General features: G+C 42.1%; 12 protein-coding genes. 5 read left to right on the forward strand and 7 right to left on the reverse strand.

All coding sequences use genetic code 11. The features are described 5' to 3' along the window. Positions 1-132: 132 nt before the first annotated feature. A complete protein-coding gene (gene adhE, locus G337_RS0111705; RefSeq protein ID WP_028864049.1) occupies positions 133-2,772 on the reverse strand; it encodes a bifunctional acetaldehyde-CoA/alcohol dehydrogenase in 2,640 nt (879 codons plus the stop codon). 394 nt (positions 2,773-3,166) lie between these two features. On the opposite strand from adhE, the gene G337_RS0111710 reads away from it, so the two are divergent. From G337_RS0111710 to G337_RS26135, 4 genes are all read left to right on the forward strand, one after another. Further along, a complete protein-coding gene (locus G337_RS0111710) occupies positions 3,167-4,225 on the forward strand; it encodes an AI-2E family transporter (RefSeq protein ID WP_028864050.1) in 1,059 nt (352 codons plus the stop codon). A gap of 2 nt (positions 4,226-4,227) precedes the next feature. Then, positions 4,228-5,142: a class I SAM-dependent methyltransferase gene (locus G337_RS0111715; protein WP_028864051.1), complete on the forward strand. Its 915-nt coding sequence runs from the start codon at positions 4,228-4,230 to the stop codon at positions 5,140-5,142. A gap of 304 nt (positions 5,143-5,446) precedes the next feature. Further along, entirely contained in the window at positions 5,447-6,913 is a 1,467-nt protein-coding gene (locus tag G337_RS0111720) for a multiheme c-type cytochrome (RefSeq protein ID WP_028864052.1), read from the forward strand. 68 nt (positions 6,914-6,981) lie between these two features. Next, positions 6,982-7,584, forward strand: a complete 603-nt coding sequence (locus G337_RS26135) for a NapC/NirT family cytochrome c (protein WP_051303193.1) — start codon at positions 6,982-6,984, stop codon at positions 7,582-7,584. A 79-nt stretch (positions 7,585-7,663) separates the two neighbouring features. On the opposite strand, the gene pta is transcribed toward G337_RS26135, so the two are convergent. Beyond that, entirely contained in the window at positions 7,664-9,826 is a 2,163-nt protein-coding gene (pta, locus tag G337_RS0111730) for a phosphate acetyltransferase (RefSeq protein ID WP_028864053.1), read from the reverse strand. A gap of 73 nt (positions 9,827-9,899) precedes the next feature. Then, positions 9,900-11,099 carry an acetate kinase gene (locus tag G337_RS0111735; RefSeq protein ID WP_028864054.1) on the reverse strand — a complete coding sequence of 400 codons (1,200 nt, stop codon included), beginning with the start codon at positions 11,097-11,099 and terminating at the stop codon, positions 9,900-9,902. Between the two features lie 266 nt (positions 11,100-11,365). On the opposite strand from G337_RS0111735, the gene yfbV reads away from it, so the two are divergent. Next, on the forward strand, positions 11,366-11,815 hold the full coding sequence (yfbV, locus tag G337_RS0111740) for a terminus macrodomain insulation protein YfbV (RefSeq protein ID WP_028864055.1): 450 nt from the start codon (positions 11,366-11,368) through the stop codon (positions 11,813-11,815). A gap of 224 nt (positions 11,816-12,039) precedes the next feature. Here the strand turns inward: yfbV and rlmA are convergent, their stop codons facing one another. The 4 genes from rlmA to focA form a co-directional block, all read right to left on the reverse strand. Further along, the gene (gene rlmA, locus G337_RS0111745; RefSeq protein ID WP_028864056.1) at positions 12,040-12,858 is read right to left on the reverse strand and encodes a 23S rRNA (guanine(745)-N(1))-methyltransferase; all 819 of its coding nucleotides are present in this window, start codon (positions 12,856-12,858) and stop codon (positions 12,040-12,042) included. A 45-nt stretch (positions 12,859-12,903) separates the two neighbouring features. Next, positions 12,904-13,644 carry a pyruvate formate lyase 1-activating protein gene (gene pflA, locus G337_RS0111750; protein ID WP_028864057.1) on the reverse strand — a complete coding sequence of 247 codons (741 nt, stop codon included), beginning with the start codon at positions 13,642-13,644 and terminating at the stop codon, positions 12,904-12,906. Between the two features lie 160 nt (positions 13,645-13,804). After that, entirely contained in the window at positions 13,805-16,090 is a 2,286-nt protein-coding gene (pflB, locus tag G337_RS0111760) for a formate C-acetyltransferase (protein ID WP_028864058.1), read from the reverse strand. 42 nt (positions 16,091-16,132) lie between these two features. Next, complete coding sequence (gene focA / locus G337_RS0111765) at positions 16,133-17,002, reverse strand: formate transporter FocA (protein ID WP_028864059.1); 870 nt, start codon at positions 17,000-17,002, stop codon at positions 16,133-16,135. Positions 17,003-17,393 lie beyond the last annotated feature (391 nt).

A 17,393-nucleotide genomic window follows, 5' to 3' on the forward strand; every position in this document is an offset into this window, starting at 1 on the left:
AAAACACCGAACGTTTCCACGTTCAGTGCTTTATATACCATCAAGGTACCCGTTAAGATATAAGCCTAAAATTGCTTAACCGAACGGCATTGTGCGGTTAAGCAGGCTTTTTTATTTAGTCGCTAAGAAAAATTAAGCTTCTTCTTCAGCTTCTTCTACTGCTGGCGCATCAACTACGTCAACGTAGTCTTTACCGTAGTAAGAAGCAAGCAACACTTCTTTCAGCTCAGAGATAAGCGGGTAACGCGGGTTTGCACCAGTACACTGGTCATCAAACGCCTGTTCAGCCAGGTCATCAAGAGCCGCCAGGAAGTCAGCTTCATTAACACCAGCCGCTTGAATTGAAAGCGGGATGTTCAGCTCAGTTTTAAGTTCGTCTAACCAAGTCAGCAGTGCGTTGATTTTATCTTCAGTGTTACCTTCGTAGAAACCAAGGTGAACAGCAATTTCTGCGTAACGAGCACGTGCTTTAGGACGATCGTACTGAGAGAACGTACCCTGCTTAGTTGGTTTATTAGTTGCATTGAAACGAATAGTATTCGTTAGTAGTAATGCATTTGCTAAACCGTGTGGAATGTGGAATTCATTACCGATTTTGTGAGCCATTGAGTGACACACACCTAGGAATGAGTTCGCAAACGCGATACCAGCGATAGTTGCTGCATTGTGAACTTTCTCACGAGCAACTGCATCGTTTTTACCGTTGTGGTAAGAACTTGGCAGGTATTCTTTTAACAGTTTAAGAGCTTGAAGCGCCTGACCGTCAGAGTATTCGTTAGCAAGCATTGAAACGTAAGCTTCAATAGCGTGAGTAACTGCATCGTAACCACCGAATGCACAAAGTGATTTCGGCATATCCATTACTAGGTTTGCATCAACAACAGCCATGTTCGGTGTTAGTTCGTAATCTGCAAGCGGGTATTTCTTACCAGTTTTGTCGTCAGTAACAACGGCAAATGGTGTTACTTCAGAACCAGTACCTGAAGTAGTTGTAATACATACTAATTCAGCTTTAACGCCCATTTTAGGGAATTTGTAGATACGTTTACGGATATCCATAAAGCGCATTGCTAAGTCTTCGAAATCAGTTGCAGGGTGTTCGTATAGAACCCACATGATTTTCGCAGCATCCATTGGTGAACCACCACCAACAGCAAGAATTACGTCAGGGTTGAATGCGTTACAAGCAGCCGCGCCTTTCTGGATAATAGAAAGAGTCGGATCCGCTTCAACTTCATGGAATACTTCAACCATCATTCCTTTGCTTTCAAGGATTGAACGTAACTCGTCAATGTAACCGTTAGCAAACAGGAAACCATCCGTTACGATCATTGCACGCTGTTTGCCTTCTAAATCAGTCATTGCGATTGGTAATGAACCACGACGGAAGTAGATTGATTTTGGTAGTTTATGCCATAACATATTTTCAGCTCGCTTCGCAATTGTTTTAGTGTTGATCAGGTGTTGTGGACCTACGTTTTCTGAAACAGCGTTACCACTGTGTGTACCACAGCCTAACGTTAATGAAGGTGCGAAACCAAAGTTATAGATATCACCAATACCACCGTGTGATGTTGGCGAGTTAATTACGATACGACATGCTTTCATTGCAAGACCAAACGCATCAACACGCTCAGAGTTTGCGTCCTGGTCTGTGTATAGTGCTGCTGTGTGACCAACACCACCAATATCTAGAACAATTTGCGCTTGACGAACAGCATCTTCGTAGTTTTTCGCTTTAAACAGACCAAGAGTAGGAGATAGTTTTTCATGTGCGAACATGTTCTCTTCTTTTACTTCAAGACCTTCACCAACTAGTACTTTAGTTGAAGTTGGTACTTTAACGCCTGCAAGTTCTGCAATTGTAAATGCAGACTGACCTACGATTTTAGCGTTAAGCGCGCCGTCGATAAACATAGTGTCAGCAACTTTTTTAGTATCAGCTGCGTTCAGCATAAAGCCGCCGTACTCTTCAAGACGTGCTTTAAATTCATCATATTTAGATTCAACAACAATTGCAGCCTGCTCAGAAGCACAGATCATACCGTTATCGAATGTTTTTGACATTAGAATTGAAGATACAGCACGTTTGATATCAGCACTTTCATCGATAACAACAGGTGTGTTACCCGCGCCAACACCGATTGCAGGGTTACCTGAAGAGTATGCTGCTTTAACCATGCCTGGGCCGCCGGTTGCAAGGATGATTGCAGTGTCGTCGTGCTTCATGATTGTATTGGTAAGTTCAAGAGAAGGGATGTCAATCCAGCCGATAATATCTTTTGGTGCGCCGGCTTCAATCGCCGCGTCTAAAACGATTTTAGCTGCGTAGTTTGTACACTCTTTAGCACGTGGATGCGGTGCAACAATACAACCGTTACCCGTTTTAAGCGCCATTAGCGTCTTAAAAATTGCAGTAGATGTCGGGTTAGTTGTTGGTACGATTGCACAGATGATACCCATAGGCTCTGCAAGTGTAACCGTATTTAAAGATTCATTGCGTGATAACTCACCAACAGTTTTTGTGTCTGCAAAACTGTTGTAAATGAACTCAGAAGCAAAGTGATTTTTAATTACTTTATCTTCTGTGATGCCCATGCCTGTTTCTTTTACAGCCATTTTCGCAAGTTCGATACGGTGAGTTGACACTTTAAGTGCTGCAACACGGAAGATTTCATCAACTTTTTCCTGTGAAAAGGTTGCGTACTCTGCTTGAGCGACTTTAACGCGCGCAATCAGAGCTTCTAAATCAGCAACTGTGCTTACTGTCATATATTTCTCCAAAGATTTATAAAATTAAAAAGTTAAAAATGTTTTAATAAAACTAAGTCTTCTTTGCGAAAACTTATCTTAGTAAAAAACTTTCACATTGATTATAGAAATTTGCATTTTTGACGTATTGATCGAGATCATATGTAAGTAAGTTACAAAAAGAGTGCAAATATCCAAGCTGGTGCAAATTATTGCCCCGCATGCTGCAGCAAATGTGGTGTTTTATAACGTGAAAGCTGCTGTATTTCAAGTGCTCTTAAGTAAATGCTGCAAAATTGTAATTTTATTACATCTTTCCGCTTTGTTGTTATGCAGTTTGACCAAAAAAGTCTTTGCGTACAGGCGGAAGCGGTAATAAGCTCACTGCTTATTTTAATCATAAGGTGAAATTTTTATGTCCAATGTTTCGGCTTCCGGCCGCTCTGTATTAATTTTTGCCGCCATTGTTATCTCCCTGGCCGGGATAAAAATCGCAGCTCCGATTGTGGTGCCGTTTCTGCTGTCTCTGTTTGTGGCTATTATCTGTAATCCGGCAATTAACTTTTTAGCTGAACGCAGGGTGCCGCGCGGCATTGCTATTACCATTGTGATTGTGCTGATCTTTTCACTGTTTATTGTCTTAGGCGGTATTATCGGCAGCTCAGTCAATGAATTTAGACAGGCAATACCTGCTTATGAAGAAAAGTTATCCAGTGAGATCAGCTGGGTACTGGTATGGATGAGCCAGTACAATATTTCGCTTTCTTTAACGGAAATACGTGAGTACTTTGATCCTGCTAAAGTGATGACCTTAGTAACCACAACCTTAAGCGGATTCAGCAGTGTGTTAGGCAATGTATTCCTATTGTTACTGACTGTGGTATTTATGCTTTCAGAGGGGCAGGGATTTGCTAAAAAGCTACATGCTGCATTTGATGATTCAGTACGTAAAGAAAAAAGTTTAGATCATTTCTTAAAATCAGTTAATCAGTATATGGCGATAAAAACGATTATCAGCCTGGCGACAGGTTTAATTATCGGCTCTGTTTTATGGCTGATGGGAGTTGATTTCTATATATTGTGGGCGCTGCTGGCTTTTTTACTCAACTATATTCCTAATATAGGTTCAATCATTGCTGCTGTTCCCGCGGTTATTTTAACTTTTTTACAATTAGGGGTGGGATCTGCAGCTGTTGTGATTGCTCTGTTTGTCAGCGTTAATATGGTGATGGGCAGTATTATTGAGCCTAAATTCATGGGACGCAGTTTAGGGCTGTCAACATTAGTGGTGTTTTTATCATTAATCTTCTGGGGCTGGTTATTAGGTATGGTCGGTATGTTATTATCGGTTCCCTTAACTATGATTTTTAAAATCGCTTTGGAAAATAGCGATGACGGGCGCTGGTTTGCAGTTTTATTGAGCTCGGATCATGAGATAGACGAATTACAGACAATTACTCAACAAGATAAGTAAAGATGAAAATATTAGAACATATCAACTGGCAGCAGGTAAGCAGTAAACAGGAAAATGAACTGCAGCGGTTATTTCACGGACGGGGTTTTTGTTTTCCGGAATACACTTTTATTAATATTGACTGGTTATCTCCGGTGCTGTTAATTATTTTGTATAAAGAAGTGGAATCTGACTGGTTGGAAGAATTAAGTAACGAGTTACTTAAAAAGATGACTGACAGCGGTTTTGACGTTAAAAGTGTCCAGGTTCAGTACCGATGCCGCGATTTTGCACCGACAGAAGTGCTTTTTGGCGAGTCTATTACGGATCTGATCGCTGCTGAAAATAAGCTTAAGTACAAAATTAATTTAGGTAAGAACCAAAACTACGGTATTTTCTTAGATATGAAAAACGGCCGTACCTGGCTCCAGGAAAACAGCCGCGGAAAACGTGTATTGAATCTGTTCTCATATACCTGTGCATTTTCCAATGCTGCAGTTGCCGGAGGAGCGGAGCAGGTTATCAACCTTGATATGAGTAAGTCAGCACTTGCTGTTGGTCGAGACAACCACAGGATAAACGGGCATGAGCTGGATAAGATAAAGTATCTAGGACATGATCTGTTTAAGTCCTGGGGTAAGGTTAAGCGTCTTGGGCCCTACGATATTGTTATTGCAGATCCGCCTTCACTGCAGAAAGGCAGCGTGAATATCAAACGTGATTACCCTAAAATCATTCGCCGCTTACCGGAGTTGTTAAATAAAGGCGGTCTGGCTTTATTATGTTTAAATTCGCCGGATCTGGATTTTCAGTTTTTAACAGATACGATTGAAAGCGAGTGCCCCCAGGCAAAAATCATTAAAAAGATCACTCCTCCTGACGAGTTTAAGAATATAAACCCGGATCACGGCTTAAAGTGTCTTCTGATTGAACTGTAAGCATATTTATAGCCAAGCCATTTGAAGATACAGGAATCTTCAAGTGGTTTGGCTATAACTGTAAACCTGTGATTAATTCATCGTTTTACAGAACTCATTTACACCCCTTTAATTTTTGTTTTAAAACAAGTTTTGCGCAATAACTTGTAGCTCGAAAGTAATATTTGCGACTAAACCACACTTTTATCACGGAATTAATCCTAAGTTGTTCTACCTTTAGCCTGTTATTTATATTTCTTATATATATCACAATTACATCTGCGCCTTCGCGACGGCTGAATTTGTGTTTAACAGGAGTGTTAGAATGGATGCTTACAGTGCAGTTAGGATGAAAATAGGGCGTTTATTAAGTCTCTTTTTTATATTCAGCAGTTTTTTCCTGGTGTTGTCAGGTAATGTCAATGCAGCCCCTAAGCCGCATATCTTAAAACCCTTTGCTTCATTAAGTAAAGAGAGCCAGGAGTGTGCTGCCTGCCATAAAGAGAAAAATCCAAGTATTTATGCGCAGTGGGGACGCTCCAAACATTACGGTGCGAATGTCGGCTGTTTTGAATGCCACAGTGCTGACAAAGGTGATAAAGACGCCATTACCCATGAAGGTCAGTTGATTTCTGTGATAGTTTCACCAACCGACTGTGCACAGTGCCATAGCGCTGAGGTGGATGAATTCACTAAAAGTCACCATGCTAAAGCCGGTCAGATTATGGGGTCACTGGACAATATGTTAGCAGAAGTTGTTGAAGGTGCGCTGACCTTCCATGGTGAGTCTCCTGCTGCTGTAAACGGCTGCTGGCAGTGTCACGGCAGTGAGGTAAAAGTACTGCCTAACGGTGATTTAGATCCGACCACCTGGCCGAATACCGGTATCGGCCGTATTAACCCTGACGGTTCATTAGGCGCCTGTACTGCCTGTCATCAGCGTCATGAATTTTCAGTTGAGCAGGCCCGCCGCCCTGAAGCATGCGGTAAGTGTCATCTAGGACCGGATCATCCGCAGAAAGAGGTTTATGAAGAGTCTAAACACGGTATTAACTTCTATGCCAATGTGGATCGTATGAACCTTGATTCAGCAAAATGGATCCCGGGTGAAGATTATGATGCGGCTCCTACCTGTGCGACCTGTCATATGTCGGCAACACGCGAGCTGGCATTGACCCATGATGTTGGTGATCGTATCAGCTGGACATTACGTCCTGCTATTTCTGAAAAAATCGATGCTAAATCACTGGCCGCCGGAAAAGAAGTTAAGAGCTGGGAAGCACGCCGTGCGGATATGCAGAATGTCTGTGAGTCCTGCCACTCTAAATCGATGATTGACAGCTTTTATCAGCAGTTTGACTCACTGGTTAACTTGTATAACGATAAATTTGCAAGGCCAGGTGCGGGGCTGATGAAATTCCTGAAAGAGAATGAGTTAATCACGGCACAGCCTTTTGATGAAAAAATAGAGTGGACCTGGTTCTACCTCTGGCATCACGAAGGCCGTCGGGCTCGTCATGGTGCTGCTATGCAGGCACCCGATTATACGCAGTGGCATGGTATGTACGAAGTAGCGGAACGTTTCTATATGGAGCTTATTCCTGAGTTTGAAGAGATTTTACATAAAGCTGAAGTCGCCGGTAAAAAAGAGCAGGCCGAAGCAGGGCGTAAAATGCTGGAAGAAGTTTTATCGCGCCCTGAGCATGCCTGGTTTACCGGTAAGGAGCCGGAAGAGGTGAAAGCCGCGCGTAAGAAAGCGCAGAAAGAGTTCCAGCGCCGTTACTTACAATAGTAACTAGTCCAGCCGCTTACGGGTAAGGTAAGCGGCTTTTTGCTGCGGAACTGAAAGGAGTCAGATTTATGCCTAAAGATGCATTAAATCGTAAACAGAAGTTGTGGCGCTTGTTAAAAAAGCCCTGGTTATTAGGTTTACCTGTTGGTCTTTTTGTTTTAGCTGCTTTTATGCTTGTCGGCGCGGGCAGCTTCCAGGTAATGATGAAAGTCACTAATGCTAATGAATTTTGTTACAGCTGTCATATTGGTATGGATACCATTGTTGAAGAGTATCAGGCATCTGTACATTTTCAGAAAACCGAAAATGGAGAGGTGCGTGCGGGCTGCGCCGACTGCCATGTACCTAGGGAATTTGTCGATAAGCTGATTGTTAAAACCAAAGCGACAGCTGATATCTGGTATATGATCACCGGCAAAATTAATATGCATAATTTTGAAGACGAACGTCCGAGAATGGCGGAGCATGTCTGGAATGATATGGTTGCTAATGATTCTAGAAACTGCCGTTACTGTCATGAAGAATCCTCGCTGTTATCGGAGGAACGCCCGCAGCGGGCCAGACTCAACCATAAGCGCTTAAACAGTCATGGTGATACCTGTATCGACTGTCATTATGGAATTGCCCATAAGCGCCCGGAGAAGGCCTATACTGCCGAGAAAAAAGATTAGCAGTTAACTGCGTCGTATATAAAAAAGCCCCGCTCTGGTTAACCAGGCGGGGCTTTTTAAGTTCTGCTAAATACTAAGCTTAAGCTTCAGCAGCCGCTTTTTCATCAGCCTGAGTAGCCTGAATTGCGGTTAATGCGATTGTGTAGACAATGTCGTCAACCAGTGCACCACGAGATAAGTCGTTAACCGGTTTACGCATACCCTGAAGCATTGGACCGATACTGATCAGATCCGCACTACGCTGTACCGCTTTGTAAGTTGTATTACCTGTATTTAAGTCAGGGAAGATAAATACAGTCGCTTTACCGGCAACAGGGCTGTTAGGCGCTTTGCTTTGGGCAACATTCTCCATCACAGCCGCATCATATTGAAGCGGGCCGTCAATTAGAAGATCCGGGCGGCGTTCCTGAGCGATTTTAGTTGCTTCACGTACTTTTTCAACATCGCTGCCGGCACCAGAAGTACCCGTTGAGTAGCTGATCATAGCAACTTTCGGATCGATACCGAATGCGATTGCTGAATCTGCTGACTGAATAGCGATATCTGCAAGCTGCTCGGCTGTCGGATCCGGGTTGATTGCACAGTCACCGTAAACTAATACCTGATCAGGAAGAAGCATAAAGAAGATAGAAGATACCAGGCTTGCATCCGGTGCCGTTTTAACTAACTGCAGCGGCGGACGAATAGTGTTTGCTGTGGTATGAACGGCACCTGATACAAGACCGGAAACTTCATTTTCAGCCAGCATCATGGTACCCAGTACAACCGTATCCTGCAGCTGCTCGCGGGCAACAACTTCAGTAAGACCTTTGGCTTTACGCAGTTCAACCATAGGTGCAACGTAATTATCAATAACATCAACCGGGTTGATAATTTCAACATCATCGGTCAGTTCAATTCCCTGCTGTGTTGCGATGCGGTGAATCTCTTCCGGGTTACCTAATAAAACCGGTTTTGCAATACCGCGCTGTGCACAGATAAGGGCCGCCTGAATGGTACGGGGCTCTTCACCTTCAGGCAGTACGATGCGCTGGCTGGTTTTACGTGCAAGCTCTGTTAAGTGGTAACGGAATGCCGGCGGCGACAGACGGCGTGTTAATGAAGAATCTTCAGTCAGCGTATTTAACCAGTGTTTGTCGATATGGCTGGCAATATATTCCTGTACTTTTTCGATACGCTCAATATCATCAACTGGAATTTCCATATTGAAGTTCTGCAGGCGCTGCGCTGTCTGCCAGGTATTGCTCTTGATTAATAAAATCGGTAAACCTGACTCCATGGCACGGCTGCACAGTTTCATTACTTCTTCTTCCGGCGGGTAGTCACCAGTCAGCAGTAAACAGCCGATTTTCATGCCGTTCATTACAGCTAAACATGCTGCGATAATCACGTCACTACGGTCACCTGAAGTTACCAGCATTGAACCCGCTTTAAAGTGCTCAACCATATTTGGAATTGAACGGGCACAGAAAGTAACACTGTGTAAACGACGGTTATCAAGATCACCTTCATTTAAGATTTGTGCTTCCAGGTGAGTTGCCAGATCTTTTACACGCGGCGCAATCAGATCTGCGCTCCATGGAATACAGCCCAGGATCGGCAGCGGGCTTTTGCTGAACATTTGCAGTACTTCCAGGTTGTTATTAATAACACCATCTGGAATATCAAACATTTCCGTTAAATCAGGGCGTGATTTATCATTTTCATCGACCGGCGCGCCGACTTTGTTAATGATGCAGCCGGCAATACGTTTGTTCTTTTTACCGCCGAAAGAAGAGACAGCAATTTCCATGCGTTCTTTTAACTGCTGTGAAGAGTCGTTGCTTGGATGGGTAACAAATACCATTTCAGCGCCTAATGCTTTGGCGATGCTGTAGTTGATTTCATTAGCAAACTGATGCTTGTCTGTTGGTACTAGGCCTTCAACAATAATTACATCACTTTCTTTGGTGCCTTCACGAAAACGTTCAACGATATTTTCTAACAGATCAGAAGTTCTGCCTGAAGAGATAAGGTTTTCTGCGTATTTTATTGAAAACGGTTCAGGCGGATTTAACGATGAACCGTTACGCAGAGTTGTGGTTGAACGCTCTGGTCCGGTATCACCTGGACGAGGCTGAGCAATCGGTTTGAAGAAGTTAACTGCAACGCCTTGACGCTCCATTGCACGGACCATTCCAAGACTGACAGAAGTAACACCGACACCGGAACCGATGGGAATCAGCATAATTGTACGAGACATGACTATTCCTTTTATGGATAGAATTTAGAGAAAACAGGGCAGTATCAACTGCCCTGTTTGTTATTAATATGGTTTAAGCAGAAACAAGTTCAGCTGAATCCTGAGCAATTACCCACTCTTCATTAGTCGGGATAACCATTGCAACAGGAGAATTATCGGCAGTAATGATACCCTGCTCGCCTAATCTTGCCGCTTTATTTTTCTGTGCATCAACCTGGTAACCGAAAACAGTTAATAGATCTAATACTTTGCCGCGGATAAGGTTTGAGTTTTCACCGATACCGCCGGTAAATACAATAGCGTCAATACGCCCTAGCGGTACTGCGTAAGAAGCAATATATTTAGCTAAACGGTAACAGAACATATCCATTGCCAGCATCGCACCATGATGGCCGTTAGCATAGTTTTCTTCGATATCACGACAGTCACTAGAAACGCCTGAAATACCCAGCAGGCCGCTTTGTTTCTGGAGCATGTCCATTACACCTTCAAGGCTGTAGCCGCCTCGTGTTACTAAGTGTTCGATAATGCTTGGATCGATATCACCGCAGCGCGTGCCCATCACTAAACCTTCAAGCGGCGTCATGCCCATGCTGGTATCAACACTTTTACCGTTTTTAACTGCTGTAATTGATGCGCCGTTACCCAGATGAGCTGTAATGACATTTGTTTCTTCAACAGGTTTGTTAAGTACTTTTGCCGCTTCCTGGCTGACAAACAGGTGGCTTGTGCCGTGCATACCGTAACGACGAATGCCTTTTTCTTTATAAAGGTTGTACGGTAATGCATACATAAACGCTTCTGCAGGCATGCTCTGGTGGAAAGCGGTATCAAATACAGCTACCTGCGGCAGAGAAGGGAAAGCCTGCTGCGCAACTTTGATACCTAAAATATGTGCCGGGTTGTGAAGCGGTGCTAAAGATGCACACTCTTCAATACCTTCCAGTACATCTTCATTGATGATAACTGATTTTGTAAACTTCTCTCCGCCGTGTACGATGCGGTGACCAATAGCAACTAACTGCTCTGCTAATCCTTGTTCTTTTTTAATGATATCTTCAACAATGTAGGTAATTGCAGCTGAATGTGCGCTGTTTGCCGGCAGGTTAAAGGTTTCTTTTTTACCCGCAATCTTCCATTTAATGCGTGCGTCGGGAAGGTTAAAGCATTCTGCTAAACCGCTGATTATTTCATCGCCGTTATCGGCATTAATAACAGCAAACTTAAGAGAAGAACTACCACAATTAAGGACAAGAACTAGTTTATTGCTCATGAAAAATTCCACTAAGTAAATTAAGATAATAGTCATCAGTTTATAACTGATGAAAACGCTATCATGTGTACAAATCCGCCGTGATTTTATGCTCTTGAGCGGGTGATTTGCTTCACATAATTTTTACTGAAGTCTACGCTTATGTAATAAAATGACAATCAACAATCGGGGTAAAAATTATTTAAAATCAAATTTTTTATTAACAATTCTGCAAACTCTTGCTAGTGTTAATTTACAGCCGTTATTTATTGTTCTCTGGAGGGCTATTGAATTTATTTACAGATGTCGTTAAACAAGGCGACCATTACCTGAAAACATGGCCTAAACAGCCGACATTAAACTGCTTATTTATTGACAGCAAAGTGGTGTATTACACTCAGCTGCTGATCAAAACAGTACCTGCTTTTGTAATGCTGGTAGTCGGATTGAATATTTTGTTTCCATCTTTATTTGTCTGGCCGATAACTGTGACCTTTGTCCTGTTTTTGCTGGGCCTGCCTATTCAGGGTTTATACTGGTTAGGTAAACGTTCGCAGGAATTATTACCGAGCAAATTGTTACCCTGGTATATCGCCATACAAAGCGAACTGAGCGGTAAACGTTGTGAGCTGGAGGAGATGTTAAGCAGGCCTTCTTATTTAGATCTGGCCAGGCTGTTAAGAAATGCTTTTAAAATCGGCGGAGATAATTTTCTACAAAATCACGAGCTGATTTAACAAGAGTATATGACTGTTTCTCAGGGGAATTTAATAAGAAAAATTAGACGCTGTTTTCCGCATTTTCTGTGTTTTTAATTTCAGGTTTTTCTGTTTATTAAATCTACAGATGAAAATGCGGAGTTATATTAATGTAAAAGTAATTAGCGTGTAATTCCTATTATTTTTTTTACTAAATCCGGCTATAAAACCAGACTTAACTTTTTTGTTTTTCCTGCTCTACATTATTTTTTCTGGTAAATCTCGATATTAAAATCACACTCGATTGACCAGTTTTTTTCAGCTAACAGCTCCTGCATTTTCTGCTCGTTAAACTTCCATGAAAACGGTGTCATATTAATCAAATTTTTAACTGTTTCTGGATCATCCGTCTGCAGCGGGTAATTAAGATTGATCTGCTCTACTTTAATAAAGCCTGAAGGTGCTGAATTCTCTATCGCATGTTCATTTACCTGCTGGTAAATCTTTTCGCGCAGCTGCTGCAGATGGCGCGGGGCAGGGGTTACGGTTATCAGATACCCCTCTGCTTTGATTAAGCGCTGCAGTTCACTGTTAAGCGAAGGTGCATAAATTCGAATCAGGGCATCTACACTATTATCCGGCAGCGGTACATCATAGGCGCTGGCGACACAGAAATTGATGCTTTTATAACGTTTAGCCGCATAGCGTACTGCTACTTTGGAAATATCTAAACCGTTAATAACAAACTGCTCCGGAAGCTGCTTCGCTAAAAGCGCAGTGTAATAACCTTCACCGCAGCCTAAATCAAGGATCTGTGCCTGCTCTTTATCCTGGAGACAGGCACAAACTAACTCACTGACTTTTTCAGCAAGCGGTAAATATCCGTCACTATTTAAAAAAGCACGCCTTGCCTGCATCATCTCTTTATTATCGCCGGGATTTTTTGAGTTTTTAGCATTTACGGGTAACAGGTTCAGGTAACCTTCTTTAGCAATATCAAAATGATGATTGTTAGTGCAGATTTGCGTATTGTTGGTTTTTGAGAAAGCAGTCCGGCAAAGCGGGCAGATAAAAGGGGTCATAATGAGGCTCAGTTAAGGCAGGTAAAAACTTACCTGCCGGAGAAATCAGTAAATGACGTTGTCATTGTATTGTAAAAGAATGTTTTTAATAATTTCCATGGTATCGCGTGATGGAGGATGCACACCGTCTAAAGGATAAATCTCGCCCATCGCTGTCCATTTATGTTTACCCAGTTCATGGTAAGGCAGCATTTCAATCTTTTCGATATTCTTCATCGGTTCAATAAATTTACCCAGTGTATGTGCGTCTTCCTCACAATCGGTATAACCGGGAACAACCACGTAACGCAGGTAAACCGGCTGATTCTGCTCTGCTAAATATTTAGCAAAATCAAGCGTGTATTTATTACTTACATGAGTCAGATCGATATGCTTTTCATTATCCATCTGCTTGATATCTAATAAAACTAAGTCTGCTACATCTAGGACACTTTTGGTTGTGTCATCAATGCGGCGTACAAAACCGTTGGTGTCTAGACAAGTATGTATACCTTCTAAACGGCAGGCTTCAAACATTGCTCTGACAAATTCCGGCTGAAGCATAGCTTCGCCGCCGGAGATGGTAACACCGCCGCCTGACGCATTCATGAAGTGACGATACTGCAGAAGTTCTGCCATTAATTCGTCGACACTCATATCTTTGCCGCCTTCGATATCCCAAGTATCACGGTTATGACAGTATTTACAGCGCATCAGGCAGCCCTGTAGAAAAATGATAAAACGAATACCTGGACCATCGACGGTACCGCAGGTTTCAACTGAATGAACGTGTCCAATTACTGACATCAAAAACCCCTAAGAAATTGATTATTTCATTTATTTCTAGATGAAAAACAAATGAAATAAGCACTTTATTATAGATAAAAATAAAGGCTTCATCCGCAAAGATGAAACCTTTTTTGATTATAACAGGCAAACTCAAAAGTTTACCTGAATAATTTTATTTTTATAACGTCGCTGTGAACGTACGTGCGATAACGTCGTTTTTCTGTTCTTGAGTAAGCGAGTTAAAACGAACTGCGTAACCAGATACACGGATAGTTAACTGAGGGTATTTCTCAGGGTTTTCCATTGCATCTAATAACATTTCACGGTTCATTACGTTTACGTTTAAGTGCTGACCACCTTCAATTTCAGGTGTGTGCTTAAAGTAACCGTCCATTAGACCCGCTAAGTTAGCTTTCTGTGCGTCATCTGTTTTGCCTAGTGCATTCGGTACGATAGAGAAAGTATAAGAGATACCATCTTGTGCGTATGAGAACGGTAGTTTAGAAACAGATGTTAATGATGCAACTGCACCTTTTTCATCACGTCCGTGCATCGGGTTTGCGCCTGGTGCAAAAGGAGTACCAGCACGACGGCCGTCAGGAGTGTTACCAGTTTTCTTACCGTATACAACGTTAGATGTAATAGTAAGGATAGACTGTGTAGCACGTGCGTTACGGTACATTTTACGAGACTGAATTTTCTTCATGAAGCTTTCAACAAGTTCACAAGCGATATCATCAACACGAGGGTCATTGTTACCAAATTTAGGGTAATCACCTTCGATTTCGAAATCAGTTGCGATGCCGTCTTCGTCACGAACTGGTTTAACAGTTGCGTATTTGATTGCCGCTAGTGAGTCAGCTGCAATTGAAAGACCTGCGATACCACATGCCATTGTACGAGATACGTCACGGTCATGAAGAGCCATTAGAGACGCTTCGTAGCTGTATTTGTCGTGCATGTAATGGATACAGTTAAGTGCAGTCACATACTGCTCAGCTAACCAGTCCATGAAGTGATCAAGGTTTGAGTAAACTTCGTCGTAGCTTAATGTTTCAGCTGTAATTGCAGGGATAGTCTTAGGACCAACCTGTGCTTTAGACTTCTCATCTACACCGCCGTTGATTGCGTAAAGAAGAGTTTTAGCAAGGTTTGCACGCGCGCCGAAGAACTGCATCTGCTTACCAACAATCATTGGTGATACACAACAAGCGATAGCGTAGTCATCGTTTTCGAAGTCGTTACGCATCAGATCATCATTTTCATACTGGATAGATGAAGTATCGATAGATACTTTTGCACAGTATTTTTTGAAGTTGATCGGTAGCTCTTCAGACCATAATACAGTGATGTTCGGCTCTGGAGAAGGACCCATAGTGTATTGTGTATGTAGGAAACGGAAGCTGTTTTTAGTAACAAGCGTACGACCGTCAACACCCATACCACCGATAGACTCAGTTGCCCAGATAGGGTCACCAGAGAACAGATCATCATATTCAGGTGTACGCAGGAAACGCACCATACGCAGCTTCATTACCAGGTGATCGATAAGCTCTTGTGCGTCTGTCTCAGTGATAACACCAGCTTGTAAGTCTTTCTCGATGAAGATATCAAGGAAAGAAGCTGTACGGCCAAATGACATTGCCGCACCGTTTTGAGATTTGATTGCAGCCAGGTAACCAAAGTAAGTCCACTGGATAGCTTCTTTAGCGCTTGTTGCAGGACCTGAGATATCAGAACCGTATTTAGCAGCCATCTCTTTCATTTGACCTAGAGCACGGTACTGTTCGAAGATCTCTTCACGCAGTTTCATTGTGTCTTCTAATGAAGAACCAGCAACTAATTCAGCTTCTAAGCTTTTGTGTTGAGAAGCTTTCTCTGCCATTAGGAAATCGATACCGTAAAGTGCAACACGACGGTAATCACCAATGATACGACCACGGCCGTATGCATCAGGTAAACCTGTTAATACACCTGATTTACGACATTTAAGGATGTCGCCTGTGTAAACATCGAAAACACCCTGGTTATGTGTTTTACGGTATTCAGAGTAAGTTTTACGAATATCGGCGTCTAATTCTTTACCATAAACTTTACAAGAACCATCGATCATACGAATACCGCCGTTAGGGATAATCGCACGTTTCAGCGGTGCTTCAGTCTGTAAACCAACAATTGTTTCCAGATCCTGGCTGATGTAACCAGCGTCATGAGAAGTAATTGTAGAAACAACATCCGTATCAAAATCAACAGGAGCGTGTGTGCTGTTTTCCTGTTTGATACCAACCATCACTTTTTCCCAAAGCGTGTCAGTTGCTGGAGTTGCATCGGCTAGGAAGCTTTCATCACCTTCAAACGGCGTGTAGTTTTTTTGGATGAAGTCACGAACATTAACTTCAGTTTTCCAAGTATCACCAGCAAAGCCGTCCCATGCTGATAAAAAGTCTTCGTTAAGTTTAGTCATAAAGATTTACCTTTATAGTTAGAGATTAAAAATTAAATGTACTTATAAATTTATTTTGTTTTTTTGTGCCGGACGCAGATAGATCATCCAGTGCATCAAACCAACAATTACACCGCCGCCGATAATATTACCTATAGTAACGGGAATTAAGTTGTTAAGTATAAAATTCATGGTCGTTATGTCTGCAAATTCACTGGCGTTACGACCGACTGCAAGCCAAAACTCCGGCGGCGCGTAATGGTGAATAAGAATCCCTGTCGGTACCATAAACATATTTGCGATACAGTGTTCAAAACCAGAAGAGACAAACATCGCCACCGGCAGAAGAACCGCAAACATTTTATCCGTTATAGTACGCGCACCAAAAGCCATCCAGATTGCTAGACAGACCATTATGTTGCATAAAATACCAAGTGCGACAGCTTCTGTAAATGAATGATGCAGTTTATGTTGAGCTGTTTGTAATGCGGTTAATCCCCATTGTCCATTGTCTGCGTTATATAAACCAGCAAAGAATATAAGGAATACTAAAAAAGTTGCGCCGACATAGTTGCCAAAGTAGACAACCGCCCAGTTTTTAAGCATTTGTGCGGTGGTGATTCGATGGCTGGCTTTGGCAATAAGGGTAAGTGTATTACTGGTAAACAACTCGCCGCCGACAACAACAACTAATAAAAGGCCTAGGCTGAATGCAATGCCGCCGATGAAGTTTTTAATGCCCCATGCAAGATCCTGGCTGCCGGTAGTAACTGTGATATAAAATACAAAAGCGAGGCTGATAAACATGCCGGCAGTAACAGCAAGATAAAAAGCGGACAGGAAGGCCTTGGTTGCTTTGCTGTAAGCCACATTATCGGCTTTTTCGGTGATTTGATGAGGAAGTAATTCATCAATTTTATTTTCTGCTCGCATCGATATTTGATCCTGCTTATTGAGTGCGGATTGAGTCTAACAAATGGATTCTGCAATAAATTTGACATAAGTCAATTTTCACAAAAAACCTGTAATTTTATTACAGATTTATTTTTTTATTCCTTTGTGGAGCTGTTTTTTTAACCGATCCTGCAGTTTTTTGTTCATATTTGTTGTTTTTTTTCTAAATTCAGTATTTGACACTCATATCTATGTGGTGAAAAAACAAGGTTTATAAAGCTGCCGCAGATCTTATTTTAACTTCTTTTCAATAGTGATAAATAACGCTTATTATATTCGTGGTTTATAATTTAATTAGATGTACACTTAAAGTATAAGTTTCTTTTATTAACAATGAATTATCGTTTAATCGTGTAAATCATCTATGGGA

It is taken from the genome of Psychromonas aquimarina ATCC BAA-1526 (assembly GCF_000428725.1).
GTDB lineage: Bacteria > Pseudomonadota > Gammaproteobacteria > Enterobacterales > Psychromonadaceae > Psychromonas > Psychromonas aquimarina.